This window comes from Citrobacter sedlakii (genome assembly GCF_018128425.1).
Lineage (GTDB): Bacteria > Pseudomonadota > Gammaproteobacteria > Enterobacterales > Enterobacteriaceae > Citrobacter_A > Citrobacter_A sedlakii.
Genome location: NZ_CP071070.1, coordinates 3,333,960 through 3,347,116, shown reverse-complemented (window position 1 = coordinate 3,347,116; position 13,157 = coordinate 3,333,960). Strand labels below are relative to the sequence as shown.

28 protein-coding genes and 1 pseudogene are annotated in these 13,157 nt (G+C 45.9%); 3 read left to right on the top strand and 26 right to left on the bottom strand.

What is annotated here, in order from left to right; translation table 11 throughout:
- Window positions 1-13: 13 nt before the first annotated feature.
- The 26 genes and pseudogenes from JY391_RS23805 to JY391_RS15975 form a co-directional block, all read right to left on the bottom strand.
- A pseudogene (locus JY391_RS23805) lies at window positions 14-76 on the bottom strand (helix-turn-helix domain-containing protein); the annotation flags it as partial.
- Between the two features lie 2 nt (window positions 77-78).
- Entirely contained in the window at window positions 79-297 is a 219-nt protein-coding gene (locus tag JY391_RS16095) for a hypothetical protein (RefSeq protein WP_211934646.1), read from the bottom strand.
- 36 nt (window positions 298-333) lie between these two features.
- A complete protein-coding gene (locus JY391_RS16090) occupies window positions 334-888 on the bottom strand; it encodes a hypothetical protein (protein WP_211934645.1) in 555 nt (184 codons plus the stop codon).
- Window positions 889-970: 82 nt separating this feature from the next.
- Complete coding sequence (locus JY391_RS16085; protein WP_211934644.1) at window positions 971-1,228, bottom strand: DNA polymerase III subunit theta; 258 nt, start codon at window positions 1,226-1,228, stop codon at window positions 971-973.
- A 331-nt stretch (window positions 1,229-1,559) separates the two neighbouring features.
- On the bottom strand, window positions 1,560-2,000 hold the full coding sequence (locus JY391_RS16080; RefSeq protein WP_211935842.1) for a hypothetical protein: 441 nt from the start codon (window positions 1,998-2,000) through the stop codon (window positions 1,560-1,562).
- Window positions 1,997-2,416 (bottom strand): HNH endonuclease, encoded by a 420-nt coding sequence (locus JY391_RS16075; protein WP_211934643.1) that lies wholly within the window; start codon window positions 2,414-2,416, stop codon window positions 1,997-1,999. Before JY391_RS16075 ends, JY391_RS16080 begins: the two co-directional genes overlap by 4 nt.
- Window positions 2,416-2,988 carry an ead/Ea22-like family protein gene (locus JY391_RS16070; protein WP_211934642.1) on the bottom strand — a complete coding sequence of 191 codons (573 nt, stop codon included), beginning with the start codon at window positions 2,986-2,988 and terminating at the stop codon, window positions 2,416-2,418. Before JY391_RS16070 ends, JY391_RS16075 begins: the two co-directional genes overlap by 1 nt.
- The gene (locus JY391_RS16065) at window positions 2,985-3,230 is read right to left on the bottom strand and encodes a hypothetical protein (protein WP_211934641.1); all 246 of its coding nucleotides are present in this window, start codon (window positions 3,228-3,230) and stop codon (window positions 2,985-2,987) included. Before JY391_RS16065 ends, JY391_RS16070 begins: the two co-directional genes overlap by 4 nt.
- Window positions 3,231-3,232: 2 nt before the next feature.
- The gene (locus JY391_RS16060) at window positions 3,233-3,445 is read right to left on the bottom strand and encodes a hypothetical protein (protein ID WP_211934640.1); all 213 of its coding nucleotides are present in this window, start codon (window positions 3,443-3,445) and stop codon (window positions 3,233-3,235) included.
- Window positions 3,442-4,095, bottom strand: coding sequence for a hypothetical protein (locus JY391_RS23800; RefSeq protein WP_229264063.1), 654 nt, complete (start codon window positions 4,093-4,095; stop codon window positions 3,442-3,444). The genes JY391_RS16060 and JY391_RS23800 overlap by 4 nt, the downstream gene beginning before the upstream one ends.
- A complete protein-coding gene (locus JY391_RS16050) occupies window positions 4,092-4,262 on the bottom strand; it encodes a DUF2737 family protein (RefSeq protein ID WP_211934639.1) in 171 nt (56 codons plus the stop codon). Before JY391_RS16050 ends, JY391_RS23800 begins: the two co-directional genes overlap by 4 nt.
- Window positions 4,263-4,272: 10 nt before the next feature.
- Window positions 4,273-4,563: a phage anti-RecBCD protein gene (locus tag JY391_RS16045; protein WP_211934638.1), complete on the bottom strand. Its 291-nt coding sequence runs from the start codon at window positions 4,561-4,563 to the stop codon at window positions 4,273-4,275.
- Window positions 4,564-4,579: 16 nt separating this feature from the next.
- Window positions 4,580-5,059 (bottom strand): HNH endonuclease, encoded by a 480-nt coding sequence (locus tag JY391_RS16040; RefSeq protein ID WP_211934637.1) that lies wholly within the window; start codon window positions 5,057-5,059, stop codon window positions 4,580-4,582.
- Window positions 5,060-5,071: 12 nt separating this feature from the next.
- Complete coding sequence (locus tag JY391_RS16035) at window positions 5,072-5,446, bottom strand: hypothetical protein (protein ID WP_211934636.1); 375 nt, start codon at window positions 5,444-5,446, stop codon at window positions 5,072-5,074.
- Complete coding sequence (locus JY391_RS16030; protein WP_211934635.1) at window positions 5,446-6,054, bottom strand: ERF family protein; 609 nt, start codon at window positions 6,052-6,054, stop codon at window positions 5,446-5,448. The genes JY391_RS16035 and JY391_RS16030 overlap by 1 nt, the downstream gene beginning before the upstream one ends.
- 7 nt (window positions 6,055-6,061) lie before the next feature.
- A complete protein-coding gene (locus JY391_RS16025) occupies window positions 6,062-6,250 on the bottom strand; it encodes a hypothetical protein (RefSeq protein ID WP_000613174.1) in 189 nt (62 codons plus the stop codon).
- Window positions 6,251-6,337: 87 nt separating this feature from the next.
- Window positions 6,338-6,487 carry a hypothetical protein gene (locus tag JY391_RS24105; protein WP_490818067.1) on the bottom strand — a complete coding sequence of 50 codons (150 nt, stop codon included), beginning with the start codon at window positions 6,485-6,487 and terminating at the stop codon, window positions 6,338-6,340.
- A gap of 29 nt (window positions 6,488-6,516) precedes the next feature.
- Window positions 6,517-6,651, bottom strand: a complete 135-nt coding sequence (locus JY391_RS16015; RefSeq protein WP_023242791.1) for a protease FtsH-inhibitory lysogeny factor CIII — start codon at window positions 6,649-6,651, stop codon at window positions 6,517-6,519.
- Between the two features lie 85 nt (window positions 6,652-6,736).
- On the bottom strand, window positions 6,737-6,991 hold the full coding sequence (locus JY391_RS16010) for a hypothetical protein (protein ID WP_000401881.1): 255 nt from the start codon (window positions 6,989-6,991) through the stop codon (window positions 6,737-6,739).
- Window positions 6,992-7,141: 150 nt separating this feature from the next.
- On the bottom strand, window positions 7,142-7,390 hold the full coding sequence (locus JY391_RS16005; RefSeq protein ID WP_211935841.1) for a hypothetical protein: 249 nt from the start codon (window positions 7,388-7,390) through the stop codon (window positions 7,142-7,144).
- The gene (locus tag JY391_RS16000) at window positions 7,390-7,683 is read right to left on the bottom strand and encodes a hypothetical protein (protein WP_211934634.1); all 294 of its coding nucleotides are present in this window, start codon (window positions 7,681-7,683) and stop codon (window positions 7,390-7,392) included. Before JY391_RS16000 ends, JY391_RS16005 begins: the two co-directional genes overlap by 1 nt.
- Window positions 7,684-7,728: 45 nt before the next feature.
- The gene (locus JY391_RS15995) at window positions 7,729-8,199 is read right to left on the bottom strand and encodes a hypothetical protein (RefSeq protein WP_211934633.1); all 471 of its coding nucleotides are present in this window, start codon (window positions 8,197-8,199) and stop codon (window positions 7,729-7,731) included.
- 2 nt (window positions 8,200-8,201) lie between these two features.
- Complete coding sequence (locus JY391_RS15990; RefSeq protein ID WP_211935813.1) at window positions 8,202-8,543, bottom strand: transcriptional antitermination N peptide; 342 nt, start codon at window positions 8,541-8,543, stop codon at window positions 8,202-8,204.
- Between the two features lie 447 nt (window positions 8,544-8,990).
- Entirely contained in the window at window positions 8,991-9,371 is a 381-nt protein-coding gene (locus JY391_RS15985; protein ID WP_102601543.1) for an SEN1984 family lipoprotein, read from the bottom strand.
- A gap of 91 nt (window positions 9,372-9,462) precedes the next feature.
- Window positions 9,463-10,437 carry a P63C domain-containing protein gene (locus JY391_RS15980; RefSeq protein ID WP_211934632.1) on the bottom strand — a complete coding sequence of 325 codons (975 nt, stop codon included), beginning with the start codon at window positions 10,435-10,437 and terminating at the stop codon, window positions 9,463-9,465.
- Window positions 10,438-10,597: 160 nt separating this feature from the next.
- Complete coding sequence (locus tag JY391_RS15975) at window positions 10,598-11,299, bottom strand: S24 family peptidase (RefSeq protein ID WP_211934631.1); 702 nt, start codon at window positions 11,297-11,299, stop codon at window positions 10,598-10,600.
- A gap of 449 nt (window positions 11,300-11,748) precedes the next feature.
- Between JY391_RS15975 and JY391_RS15965 the strand changes: the two genes are divergently transcribed.
- The 3 genes from JY391_RS15965 to JY391_RS15955 are packed head-to-tail and all read left to right on the top strand — an operon-like array spanning window position 11,749 to window position 13,122.
- A complete protein-coding gene (locus tag JY391_RS15965; protein ID WP_020838495.1) occupies window positions 11,749-12,030 on the top strand; it encodes a CII family transcriptional regulator in 282 nt (93 codons plus the stop codon).
- 34 nt (window positions 12,031-12,064) lie between these two features.
- A complete protein-coding gene (locus JY391_RS15960; protein ID WP_211934630.1) occupies window positions 12,065-12,802 on the top strand; it encodes a GIY-YIG nuclease family protein in 738 nt (245 codons plus the stop codon).
- Window positions 12,802-13,122: a hypothetical protein gene (locus tag JY391_RS15955; RefSeq protein ID WP_229264062.1), complete on the top strand. Its 321-nt coding sequence runs from the start codon at window positions 12,802-12,804 to the stop codon at window positions 13,120-13,122. The genes JY391_RS15960 and JY391_RS15955 overlap by 1 nt, the downstream gene beginning before the upstream one ends.
- Window positions 13,123-13,157 lie beyond the last annotated feature (35 nt).

Genomic DNA, 13,157 nt, shown 5'->3' with positions numbered 1-13,157 from the left:
TCCAGTTGGTGGCGGTAGGTCTGGATATTTTGAGAAATGCACAGGCCTCATCGAGTGTGAGGCTGTGTGATTCCATGGTTACTCCGGTAATTCGTCCAGTGCGATATAACCCTCTTCAGGGTATTCAGTAAAATGAGCACGTAGCCCTGAATAAATACCGTACCCACCATCATCATGAATGTCGCCGCTATCAATAGTGATTTCTGTATCGCCTTCCACCTGCGCATCTTCAGGAGTGTTGCAGGACAGGCCAGCGAAACTAGCCGGTTCGTGAATCTGCTTAATTGTTAAATTCATTATCTATCTCCAATAAAAAACCGCCATTGCGGCGGTCTAGTCGATGCGGATGTGAGGAATCTTACCGGCTGCTATGGCGTCGTAAATGTCAATGGAGTCTTGCGATGTAGAAACGCCTGCATCAAGAATCTCAAATAACGCCTCAATAGCAGCATATCGTTTCTTATCTGCTTCAGAGCGGATAGGTCTGAACCTGTTGTTCGTGTCATTCAGGTATATCTCCGTGTCTTTCTCATCAATACATAGCACGCCATGTTTACCAACAGCAGTGCACCTGCGACAGTGCCATGTTGAAAAACTGTCAGCATGAAATGAGTGCTCGAATTCAACACCCACCGGAGGTAATCCATCGCCATTCCATTCTGTCTTGCTGGCAGCAAGTGCGGATTCGTATTGCTCGCGAAGTACACCCTTGTACATATCATCTGCCAGCACATCAAATGCGATATCAATTTCAGCGTCTGTGCATCCAGATTGAAAAATCTGACGCACCAGGCATCCCCGAGCATTTTGATAAACCGCATCCACACCAACAGGCCAGCCACCTCGTTTCGGTAGCTCATTAATCAGCAAATCAATCAGTTTCATCATTCACTCCATAAAACAAAACCCGCCGTAGCGGGTTAAGATAAAAGAAAACCCGCACTCGGCGGGTTCGTATTCGTTCAGGTTGTTACTTCTTGGCGTTCTGCTCTGCCATCTCTATATATCGCGGGTCACTTGCTCTCGGCAGCGTTAACGACTGCTCGCGATAGTATCGGACTCTTTCCAAGAAATACTCGCGCAGATGCTCAGGCTGTTCTCGTGCTACCTGCTCAGCGATTACGGGCATATTCAGGCGTTCTTTGTACGCGACACCAGAAGCGGCAAGGTCAACATTAACCTTGTCACGATCTTCCTGGCTCTTTGCTGCTATGTTGAACCTTGACATAAATTAACCTTAAGGTTGCCATCCCATGCCGCAATTTCCAGTTTCATGCATCCATTTATGTCCGCACTCTCTACAAACATAGTAGCTTTCCTGGGTTGCACGGCCATTTAGACTCATGTACTCGCCTTGCTCTTCAGGGATAGACTCCATGCATTCTAGAGGGGGTTGACGGCGTCCTCTGGGCTGTTTTTCACATACCTTACATGTCATAAAAACCTCCACACAAAAAAGCGAAGGCTATACAGTAGCATGGCCTTATACGTTTATCTTTGTATAACATCACTTATACGCGCAGCTTTGCGCTCTGCTGGGGATTTAGGCATCGCCACTCTCATTTTTCGCCAACTTCATCATCGGCACACTGAAGCATGGCGGCAGGGCATCCTTCCCCATGGCAGACATTAGGCTGGTAATGTGCGCAGTTATCACAATCAACCTCATCTATGCTCAATATTTGAGGCTTAAACACTGATCCAATGCCAAACATCTGCACCGACTCTCTCTCACATACCGTCGCTGGCGGGGCGGTGTATAGCGGAATAACCGCATCCCCCATTGGTTCTGATAAACAGGTCAGGTGAAGCTCACCATGCTTAGCGTAAGCAAGCGTTTCCTCTGCCGCGTAAAGAACAGGATCAGCTTCGAGCGATGCCAGCAGGCTACGCATACCAGCGATAGCCATATCGATGTAGATAGACTGAATACCGCGATTGACTAACTGCTCCAGCCCTTTGATTGTGTCCGTGATGGACTCTTTGGTAATAGTGGTCATGCTGTCGCTCCTTCCTGATATTGTTCAAACCAGAAAACAACTGGCTTATCGACTACCTCAACCAGGCCAAAACGCTCTGCCGTTCGGAAATTGACGCTGTAGGCGCGCGCACGCTCTACCTGAGCGGTTATCTGTTTACGGAAATCTTCAACGGTGAATGTCGCTTTAAACAGATTGCATGGAGCGCAAGCCGGGAAAAGGTTTTCGATAGCGTCATTCTCCGGCCTCCAGAACTCACCAGTTGCGACAGTGCGGCGTACCCCATTTGACTGTCGTTCACCAAACTCCCACTTGCGCAGAGCGGCTTCAACATGGTCGGCATGCCAACCCTTTTCAGGTAGCTCGCAGCCGCAGTAAGCGCAGCGACCGCCGAACTTCATGCGCAACTCGGCGCGCTGTTTTTTCGTCAATGCCATCACTCCCCCTTACCGATGCCAGCGGCGCGGCGAAAAACCATGTTTAGCGCGTATTTCACTCTATCGGCCAAAAGGTCATACTCTTTGCGACCATCCCAACGAACCGAGCTTCCATCCCACTTGAAATGCTCCAAAAAGTACGCAACAACAGGAGCCATAACGTCATGCTCAGCATCTTCAGGTAGCGTCACCTCCCGCGCCTCCACTTCAGCCACGCGCTTCTCTGCGGCTTCTCTGCGGCTATTTGCGCAGTCGTAACGTTGTGTCCACAACCGAACCTCAGCCTCCAGTAGATCTTCCAGATCAGCGATGCGCCGTTCTGCGGCTTCCAGCTCATCCAGCAGCGCCAGCACGGTTGCTGGGTTGGCTAGGGCGATGTATTTCGCGTCCTCTTCACGCCAAATACTCTGCCTTGCAAACCCCCACCACACGACGGCTTCAGCCAGAAACTCTTTATCGCTGGTATCAATCCCATAGTTACCGTCCTCACAAGGCTTGTCATGTACGTACCACGGCCCCGGCGTAGCCTTCTTCGCCGCTTCACGCAGCGCCTGTTTGTCGATGTTGCTCATTGGGCGGTCTCCTGTTTTAACGCATCCGTCAGATAATCAACGCCTCTTTGGTATGCAGCGAGAAGTTTTAAATCAGCGTCTGTGCATTCGCTCCATGACTGCATTTCTGCCAGCCTTCCTTTCCAGCATGGGAGTAGGTAATTTTCTAAATAAACCCTGCGCTCAAATAACAATTCAGGAGACGCATCGTTGACGTAGAAGTTAATCTGCTGCACTGCCGGGTAGCTTGATATTTCGCTCATGACTACACTCCTTTGCGAGGTTGCGCGGCGTCCTCTGCTTCTCTGATAGGCTTGTGGCGTTCGCATTCGTAGCCGTAATAGCAGCAGTCAGTGAAGCCACCTTGTTCGGATGGCCCCATCCATACATGCTCGTTTTCATAGTTAATAACGTGCTTATCAACACCCCAGCGGAGGTCGTTGAGAAAGCCAGAGATTGAAGTAATTTCTGCACTCACTTGGCGCCTCCTTCGATTGGCTCTGGCAACATGGTGTAGTGGGTTACACCCTTCAGGCTGTTGATTGAACGCGAATGGTCCGCAAGCCAGATTTTGTGGATGTTGGTATCGCTGCCCGCGCAGAAGTTGTGTTCAATCCATTTCGCCGAGCAGTATTGCGGGCCAGTATCGGTTTCATAACGAACCCAGTAGCGACCAAATTCAGTTGGCTCGTTACCCTCAACCCAGACCCGCGCCCGCACTTCAGCCAAGAAAGCGTCGGTTGCCGGGGTTTTCTTCATGACATAGACGGTGTCCTCTCCAGCCTCATGACCGCAGATGTAGCCGTGCAACGCTGGTTGATACGTCTCGCGTCCAAACAAGCCAAGACTTTCGCCAAGCTCCTGAATATCAGCACCATCCAGCGATGCACCATCAGCCGCTTCGCGGAAACAGGTTTTGACAAAGTCCTTAAGCCCAGCATTCTCCGCAGCCAGCGCCGCGCATTGGGCTTTCAGTTCGGAAAACTTATCAGCCACTGATTTCGGCCCATCCTCACCGCATGCCTGCATCATGGCTGTTTCCCAGACCCGCTCATTAGCCAGAGCGGCATCACAGAGACGTCGCGATCTGTTCAGTTGCTCTTCAAGTTCTTCATAACTCGGTTTCATTTCCCACCTCTCAGCATCGCATTTAGCCACTTGTTGTTCTGCAATCTCTCGCGTGTGTTAAAAGAGTCACGCTTGAGTAACTCCTGCTTATCTGGCATTGGCTTGAATTTGTGTCTGGCTATTAATTCGTGAGGGGAAATACCTGGGTCATATGTGTTGCCAATCATGATGAATTCCTCAGTTATTACTGATAGCGCCATAACGAGAACGGTAATCACGAAGGCGCGAGTCAATTTCAATGAATTTGGTATAAGTAGCTTTGCGGAACGGACGGATTGATGTCTGGTAGATGGCTTCGCGTTCTTCTTTTTCCGCAAGCCAGATGAGATGGCGAAGTTCCTTTTCTGCTTTCGTTTCCTGCGGCATAGCCATAATCAGGTCGTAGTTCTTTCTGAAGTTATCCAGCACCTCCGAGACGGAATTACCAGATAACCGGCGCGGGTCATCCGCCCCGTAAAGAGGTCTCATATTTTTACCTTCAGGATTATTTTGCGAAAAACGAAGAGTCTGGGTGTGTATCTATAAATTTATTTCTTAAATTAACCGCTTCAAGAAGAGACTGAGATCTTCCTAGTTCTTTACCTCCTCCATAAGCTATCCATCTTTTGTCTCTTTCATGCCAAAACACACCCTTAACTCCGGATTTATTCCTAGTGTTTACTTTTGAATTGAGTTTGTTTTGTGAACTTGTGCAATTTCTAAGGTTTCCAATCCTATTATCTGACCTAATCCCATTAATGTGATCAATTTCTTGTGGTGTCTCTCCATAAGTAACTATCCATGCAAGGCGGTGGGCATAATAATTTTTTCCATCTATCATTATGTTTATATAGCCTTTGCTTTGGATAGATCCTGCTATGCTATTTGGTCTGGCTATCCTGCTTCTATAAACCCGCCATCTAAATAATCCAGTATTGGGATCGTAGTGTAGATATTTCTCAATGGTTTCTTTTGAAATTTCCATGTCACTTCCAAATCAGAAGGGGATCGCGTCGTCGTATGTTTCTTGCGGTTGGGTAGCTGGCCGCTGGTTACTTCCTGAATTAGCAAACCCTATTCGAGCATTAAGCAACTCAAGAGTTATGGACTGTCCGTTTTGCCCCTGATAAACATCCACCTTGATGTTCTCTCCGGTAATTTCAACGATTCCACCTTCAACCAGAACGCTTCGGTAGTAATCAGCTTGGGCCCCCGGTTTGGCAAATACAGCGGCACTGTAGTTTGTCCATTCTTTCTTTTTTGTCTGGCGGTCGTAATACTGAACGCCAGCACGAATGTTGAATCCGATATTTTCTCCAGCCTGAAACTCTCTTGCTGGCTTGTTTAGTCGTACAGTAATTGAATGCGCCATTAAGCGATCGCTCCTTCAAGTTCATCTTTACGAATGTTGTAAACGTCCTGAGCTTTATGCTGCTCATCACTTCCTTCAAGCATTTTCCATGCCTTGGCAAAGGCCTGTTTAAGCTCATCAACTGAGGCCTTTTGTGCCGCTGCATCAGTAAATGCCTTCAGAATTTGCTCAGGAGTAGGGGATGGTTTTTGTTGTTTCGGCGGAGCTGCATTCTGCTGTTGTTTATGCTCGTCAGTATCAGCGTCTTTTGAGTCATCAATACCGAACAAACCATTAAGGCAATATTTGCGAGCGTAAGAACTTGTAGCGCCTGTTACCTGAGCAGCATCCATTCCCTTTTTGCTTTCTTCTTCTCGCGCTATAGCGCTTGCTGAGTGGCTATTTTCACCATCCGTGATTGTCGCCGTGGCTTTGACGTAATAACGATCGCCTATCAGGACAATCTCATCAGTGATTGACAGGAACAGGCCTTTCAGCAGCGGCTTTACTCCTTCAAGAATGTCCTCGCAGCTGCGATATTTATATTTCCCGAACGAGTTATACTGATTTTTTGGCGCGTTAAGGTGCTCCTGAATAGCTGCCAGCCGCTCATAAAATTGTATGCTCATAATTACCTCAGAATGGAAGTTCAGATGGATTAGCCAGAAACTCGCCTTTATTCATTCGTTCACGGCGAGCCATATCAAGACAGAAGGACTTCATCGACTTATCACCTGCCTTACGCCAGTACATTGCCTCAGTCAGGTGATACTGACGCTTTATCCTGCTCAATTCTGGAGTTCTGGCTAGGTCTGTAGGAATCATCATCGTTCTCCTGTTCTTTCTGCTGATTGAGCATGTCTTTCATAAGGCGAATAAACGCATCGTCTGACCATGTATCTGCAATGCTCACTAGATAATCTCCGGCTCGTTTTTATGGTTAAGCACGATATCTACCAGCAGGTCTTTAAGTGGCTTAGCTTCGGTCAGTGTGTGGATGTGCAACTTGCCGTCTTTGTTAACTGCTGCTCTCCATGGCTTTCCGTGGTGAATAACCAGCATTCCTGGAGTTACGCACTGGCGAATAACGGTTAATGTGTTTTGCATAACGCCTCCAGTTGCTTACGAACAGCACGAATAAGACGGCGAACACGTTTGGATAATTCGGATTCAGCGGGATAAAAAGCGGACATGACGCCGCTACCCGCGAGGCTTAGTTGCATCATGGGCTGGTTCCTTATGTTGTGTGTGATTGCATAGCGATAGAGACTCGTGAATCTCTGTTGATATGCGGGCATGAAAAAGCCGCACTCAGGCGGCTTCTGATTTCTCTTCTTCGTAGCGCTCGATAATCTCGTCGCTATAGCTGTTTTCCGTTAGATAGGCGATGATTTCATCCATTTCCATCTCAGCAAAAGCGGTATCCAAGAGGTGATGGCAAAACTCTTTAATTTCGCCATAAGTGTTTAAGTCAAACTTAATAGTCGTATTATCTTCTTTGACGGTTACTTCTCTCCATCCACCATTTGATGAATAAGTTGCAACTTTTCGAACGTCGATTTCCATGCTTTCCTCCAGGCAAAAAGAATGCCGCCCATATAGAGCGGCAAGACTATCAAGGGATGATTCTCCAATAACCAGAACGAGTCTTCGTCCTCATTCGGTTACGAGCGATATTGCTCCGTGTATTCACTCACTGGAATGAATACACAGTGCTTATTCGCGAGCTTTGAGCATTGCGTCCGCTGCTTTATAAGAAATTACCGCATATCTGTTTAAATCATCTTCTAACAAACCTGCGTTGGGGTCAGATAGGATTCCATTAATTACCTTTGCTGCAAAGTAATCACGCAATGTCATGCCTGACTGAACTCGCTTATATTCCTCAATCGTACTTGGTGCGAAAGTTTGAAAATCTGCATTCGGAATTGGGAATGCATAACCACCGTTATCTAAATTACTCATCACTCCTCCCCCATAGCCTTGCTGATGGCTGCCTGCGTTTTATCCTGATTCCATCTTGCACTGCTATAATCTTCGTCTCTGTGGTAACCAAGAAACTTAACGCGCTGAATGTATTCGTGTTCATCGTCCTGAAGTAAATCTGCTGGGAAGAATGCCTGAAGTAGCTCATTAGCTGCCTCCCTAAGGTTTTCATCTCCATCGCAGAATTTATAGCCAATAAAATCATCACCTATCAGAGCCATTCCAAGGGATTTTGCCCCCTCGCATACAACTCTCATTTGTTCAATGCTCATATTCACCTCTGTGGCTTGCTGCCAAAAGAAGGCCGACTATGCGGCCTATTCGAATACCCAATTTTCTGTTTCTTGGTTGTGACCGAAGTTGTAATCAATACGCGGCTCATTGATATCTAGCTTTTTCATTTCATCTACAACAGTGGATACAACAGCAAGGTCTTGTTTAAGATGCATCAAGTGGTATTTCTTTCTTCGCAATAAGCTTTCAATTGCTAATTTTTTGGTTGGAAATGCGAAAGACCTTTCCGCGCTTTTCTTAACCTTCTTGATTGCGTATCTTCTCTTTTTATCCTTCCATTCCTGCATCCAACGTTTTGGCTCAGGCTTATAGAGATCAATCCAGTGCGCAGGAACCAACCATGCGTAATGCTCCGTTTGGTGAAAAGCAACGTACTGCAATGCGAAAACCTTTATGCCATCTTCTTCAACGGTTGACTGAAATCGCCAGAATACAGGCATCCCGTCATGCTCCACCTCTGATTCAGGGAATGGAACGTTCCATGATTTACTCATATTCACCCCTCATACAGTGGCTTACTGCCTAATTTAATTTTCTGCCGTCCTACACAAGTCACTCCCATTTCACGGGTTGGCTTGCTGTAGTACAGGCGGTTAGTTTTCTGTGGTGCTTCCTGCTCTTTCTTATCGCGCAGACTTCCGAGCGAAGTGGCTCTGTCTACACGAGATACAGGCTTGCGTGTTTCATCATGAGAAGCGTCAGGAGATTCGCAACCAAATATCGCGTCAAAGATATTGCTGATAGCGTCGCGTTCGATAGCAAGCTTCCTGCGCCGCTCATGACGGCGAGTTTTAGCGTTACCTGCTGATACTGAAGAACCGTATTGGATAACCGTCATGGCTTTGTCCTCGTGTGAAATGGCTTTGGTGGTGCAGGCAGTCAGGCGGCTAACCCTGACCGCGTACTCATTGCCGAGCGCCTCCGCCGAAGAGGTTGGCTTCTGCCCGCACCCCAAACCCATCTCGTTTGGTATCTGTTCGCGCTTTGTCAGCGCACCGTCGAAGTTAAAGAGCATTGCCTTTCCGTTTTGGCTACCAGCTTCCTGCTGATGGTCAAAATATACCTGTGGGTAAAAACTTTGTCTATACCTATAGGTAAATAATTTTATCGAGATAGTTTACCTGCATGAAAAATAAGGTAATTTTTTTAAAATTACAGATAGGAATTGCTGAGATTAGAAATATACTAAGTGGTATCTATGGGGTGTGGGTATGGGGAGTGGTAGGGGTTCGGATGGCAATCTATGAGATTATCCCGGCTCAAAGGCCGGGTATAAAACAGATTATCAGTCTGCCCATCCTGATTTGGTATTGATTGCTGATTCAGCCATGGTGTACTTCTGCACCTTGTCGTCTTTAAAGAGAATGGTCAGCTCTTTTTTGGTGCCGTTTGTTCCGTTATGGAATAGACCATAAAAAGGGATAAAGGAAGTGCCGTTAACTTTAACTTTGGCGAAGGCATACTTCCAGATTTCGTTACCGCCATCAGTGTAAGAAACAGCGTCAGGAGATCCAAAGACTGACTTCACCTCTGCTTTGGTGGTTTTCCCCTCCTGGATTTTCGACTGAACGCTTGTTTCAGTCTCGTTTTTCAGTTGCTGATTTCCTGAAGATGCACATCCTGCCAACGTTACTGCCAAAGCCACTGCCAGAGCTATTTTTTTCATATCTCAGTTTCCATTGATTGCAATCGGAATCATCTTAACATTGTGTTTTGTACTGATAAAGAAAACCCTGCTCAGTGGCCGGGTTAGGGAGTTATTTGTTAACTTTAGCTAGCGCCGCTTCATACGTTTCTTTTTCTTCAAACAGTTCAGACACTGCAAGTACCTTACCTATTTGTTGTCTTAATGCTCTAACGCCAACCTCTTGTAAGAACTGATGGATTTTATCTCCACGCTTCCCGTTTTCATCTCTACTTTTTTTAGCAAGATCAAGTATCACGCCCTGACTTTTCGCCAATGGTGTGTAAATCTGCTCTATCGTTAATTTGCTGAAAAGGAAAGGGCGTCCTCTTTCTGGTTTGTTTAGTTGGTATATTTTGTACCATGCCTCATACAACTCATCTGGGAACTCTTTTTCATATTGTCTTGCCTCTTCCCGTACGTAGGCTTTGAAGGAATCAATAACTTCCTGTACTTCAGGCCTGTATCCTGCAATCGCATAACCAAGCCCCTTGAGCCCAGCTTTCATTGATGCGGTAACAAGTCTTTGGGCAAGGCTGGCAGATTTTGATCTTGAAGGTGGCAGAGCGCCAGCTCGGTCAGCATTAATCATTGCTGTAGCTATATCACCGATAAGGGCAATATCGTAACCGTGCGCCTCGTCAGCCAGTGGATTTGGTGCTGAGTTTGGGACCGGACTTCGCCATTGAAAAATAAGAGGTTTTTGGAATTTTTCCAGCAGTAATGGATCAACAAAATCTGCCATATAATTTGTGTTTAGAAAACGGTCTACATCCCTGCCATGCTCACCGATTCCGAGTAATTTAGCCAGGCCAGTTTTGCTAACTACAACCGTTTTATCATTATCATCAAGTACGTAACATTCTGCATCAATGCCGAAATCATCAATGAAGTTGCCCTTTCTGATCGCTCTAAGTGGTTTACCTTCCCACCGTTTTGCCGCCGCTTTTTTAGCAATTTCTGTACGCTGCTCTTTGGTAAGTGATTTAGCGCGAGCCACTCCACCTTTCGCCTTCCCAGTAGGTTTCCTGGTTTCTTCATTAGACATATGCAAGCACCTTTATTGTGAAATGTGCATGCATTTAATCACTGTATAAATAAACAAGCAAGCAGATTTTTAATGTTTATGCTTGCATTTATTTCTGCATAAAAAAGGCCGCTTCCATGCGACCTATCATATTCAAAGGATTTCGTCATGATGTTATACGCTATAAAATCCCTTGATCTACTCTTGGTACGTCATCTTGGTCCACATATCTTGTATGTTTAACGATGGCAGAAACGAAATGCATTTTGTCAATTTGGTGCGCTTCAAGAGTGATAGGACGGTGATCACTATTCACACTTGAGAACTGATAATCTCCATCTCGTGTCTTATTCATGATTTTGATCATATTGTGACCATCTTTCGTACGTACAAAAACTTCATCTCCAGCATGAACCATGGTGTTTGGCTCAATTACTACATACTCTCCAGATTGAATCCGAGGCCACATGCTATCGCCCTTGACCTTTAAACCATAGGCGTCCTTATCTCCGCTATAAATTCGAAGCCAACCTGCTCTAAACTCTATCATATCCACAGAGCCATCTACTCCTAAAACGGCCTCACCAATGACAGGAACATATCCTGCGCGAATGCTTCCAGCAAATTCCAATTCATCATTTGCTTGTGGCATCTCAGATGTGATTGAGTCCATCCACCCTCTTGGGAGATTGAATGATTTTTCAATGATTTCCATCATGTCATCAGCAATACGCTTCCTCCCAGGCTTTCCTTCCGGGTAAAGCATTCTAGAGATGTATGAAGGCTCTCTTTCTATTCGACGTGCAAGCTCAGCAGCTTTTCCGTTACAGAATCTGTCACGTATTTCTATGAGCTTAAGTCTTCTTTTTTCGTATTTATCCATAGAAGAGATCTTATCCAACATTACCCATCGGTAAATAACCTATGGGTATTGATTTATGTTTTACCTGTAGGTAAACTCTGTGCATGATGCAATGATGAAGGAGAAGGGATATGGAGAAATTGCGAACATATCTAAACTCCCTCTCACTTGAGGAGCAGCGCGAGTTTGCCTCCCGATGCGGAACTTCAATCGGCTATTTGCGTAAAGCTCTTAGCAAGAATCATGAGTTAGGCGCTGCGTTATGCGTACTAATCGAGAAGTTCAGTAACGGAAGCGTAACCCGTAAAGACCTGCACCCAGGTGATTGGGTAAGCATTTGGCCTGAACTGATGGCTGCATAAGCAAAACGCTCTTTACCAATCTGAACCGCCGACAACGCGGTAAACATATTCAAGGCTTTGCGTGAATTTGCGAAGCCAATTCTATCTAATTTCTAAGGAATATTTTGAATGAACGGAATTGCAACTCAAAGCAAGAAGGCGGCTCGCATCGAGTCGTCACTACTGAACAAACTGGCGCTGATGGGTCAGAAGACATTCGCTAAAGCTATGGGGATACCCGAATACCAGGTTAGCCGGTGGAAGAATGGTTTCTTCTCTCAGGTAAGTCTGATGTTGGCTGTTCTGGAATATGGAATCGAAGACGAGGAAATGGCAGAGCTGACGAAGCGACTGGCTAATTATCTCACCAAAGAAAAAGCCCCGATGAGCGGTAACTCGATCGAGGCTTAAACACACTGTGTTATGTCAAGTAACAGGAGTAATTATGCCGCTTAATGACGATTTTGTAAAAGATTTCAGATATCGATTCATTAAGGAAGAAGTAGAGAGGCTTGAACTCAAATATTCAATGCCTATCGATATCAGTGGAAGCGTTCCAGATACGATCAACTGCAAAGGATGGGTGTATATCCTTTCAAATCCATGCATGCCGGGTATTCTAAAAATAGGGATGACAACTAACTCCCCTCAGGCTAGGGCTAAAGAGATATCTGCTGCCACAGGTGTACCTGAGAAGTTTATTGTAGAGGCTTCATATTACTCTGAAGACCCTAGAGGAGATGAAGCAAGGATACATGCTGCATTAGATGAGAAACGAGTAAACACCGCGAGAGAGTTCTTCCGGTGCTCTGTTGCAGAAGCTAACGAAATTTGTAAGTCATATTGCTTGTGCGAGTCGAAAGCCTCAATTGAAGAAATAGCAGATGACTGCGTAGTTATTTGTTCGGATAAACCTACAAAGCTTAATGCTCATGAATGGTTAGAAGAGTTTGGCCTTAGTTATATCGGCTCTCCAACAAGCATCCTGAGGGCTATCTTTGAGCTTGGGTGCGAACAGTTAGATCGCATAAACCATGACGGCATATCAGTAATTATCGAAAACGGATTCCTTCGAGGAATCATGACCGAATCACATCAAAGTTACTTAGCATATCTCGAGGAAGTTCATGAGAGAGAAATGCTCACGGGCATTTACGGCCCAAGATTACCCGGAGGCTTTTAATGGCTCGTTCACGAAACATCAAACCTGGCTTTTTTACCAATGATGAATTGGCAGAATGCTCGCCATATGCTCGACTTCTTTTTGCCGGGCTATGGACAATTGCTGACAAAGAAGGGCGGCTTGATGATCGCCCCAAAAAGGTTAAGGCGCTCGTTCTTCCCTTCGATAACGTCGATTGCGATGAGTTACTGCAACAGTTGCATGACCGTAAATTCATTCATCGCTATAAGGTTAATGATGGCGCTTTCATCCAGATTGCAAACTGGAAGAAGCACCAGAATCCTCACTGCAAGGAAGCACCTAGTGAGATACCAGAATGAATCGCCACGGGTTTAACAGACACCCCAGAGTCATT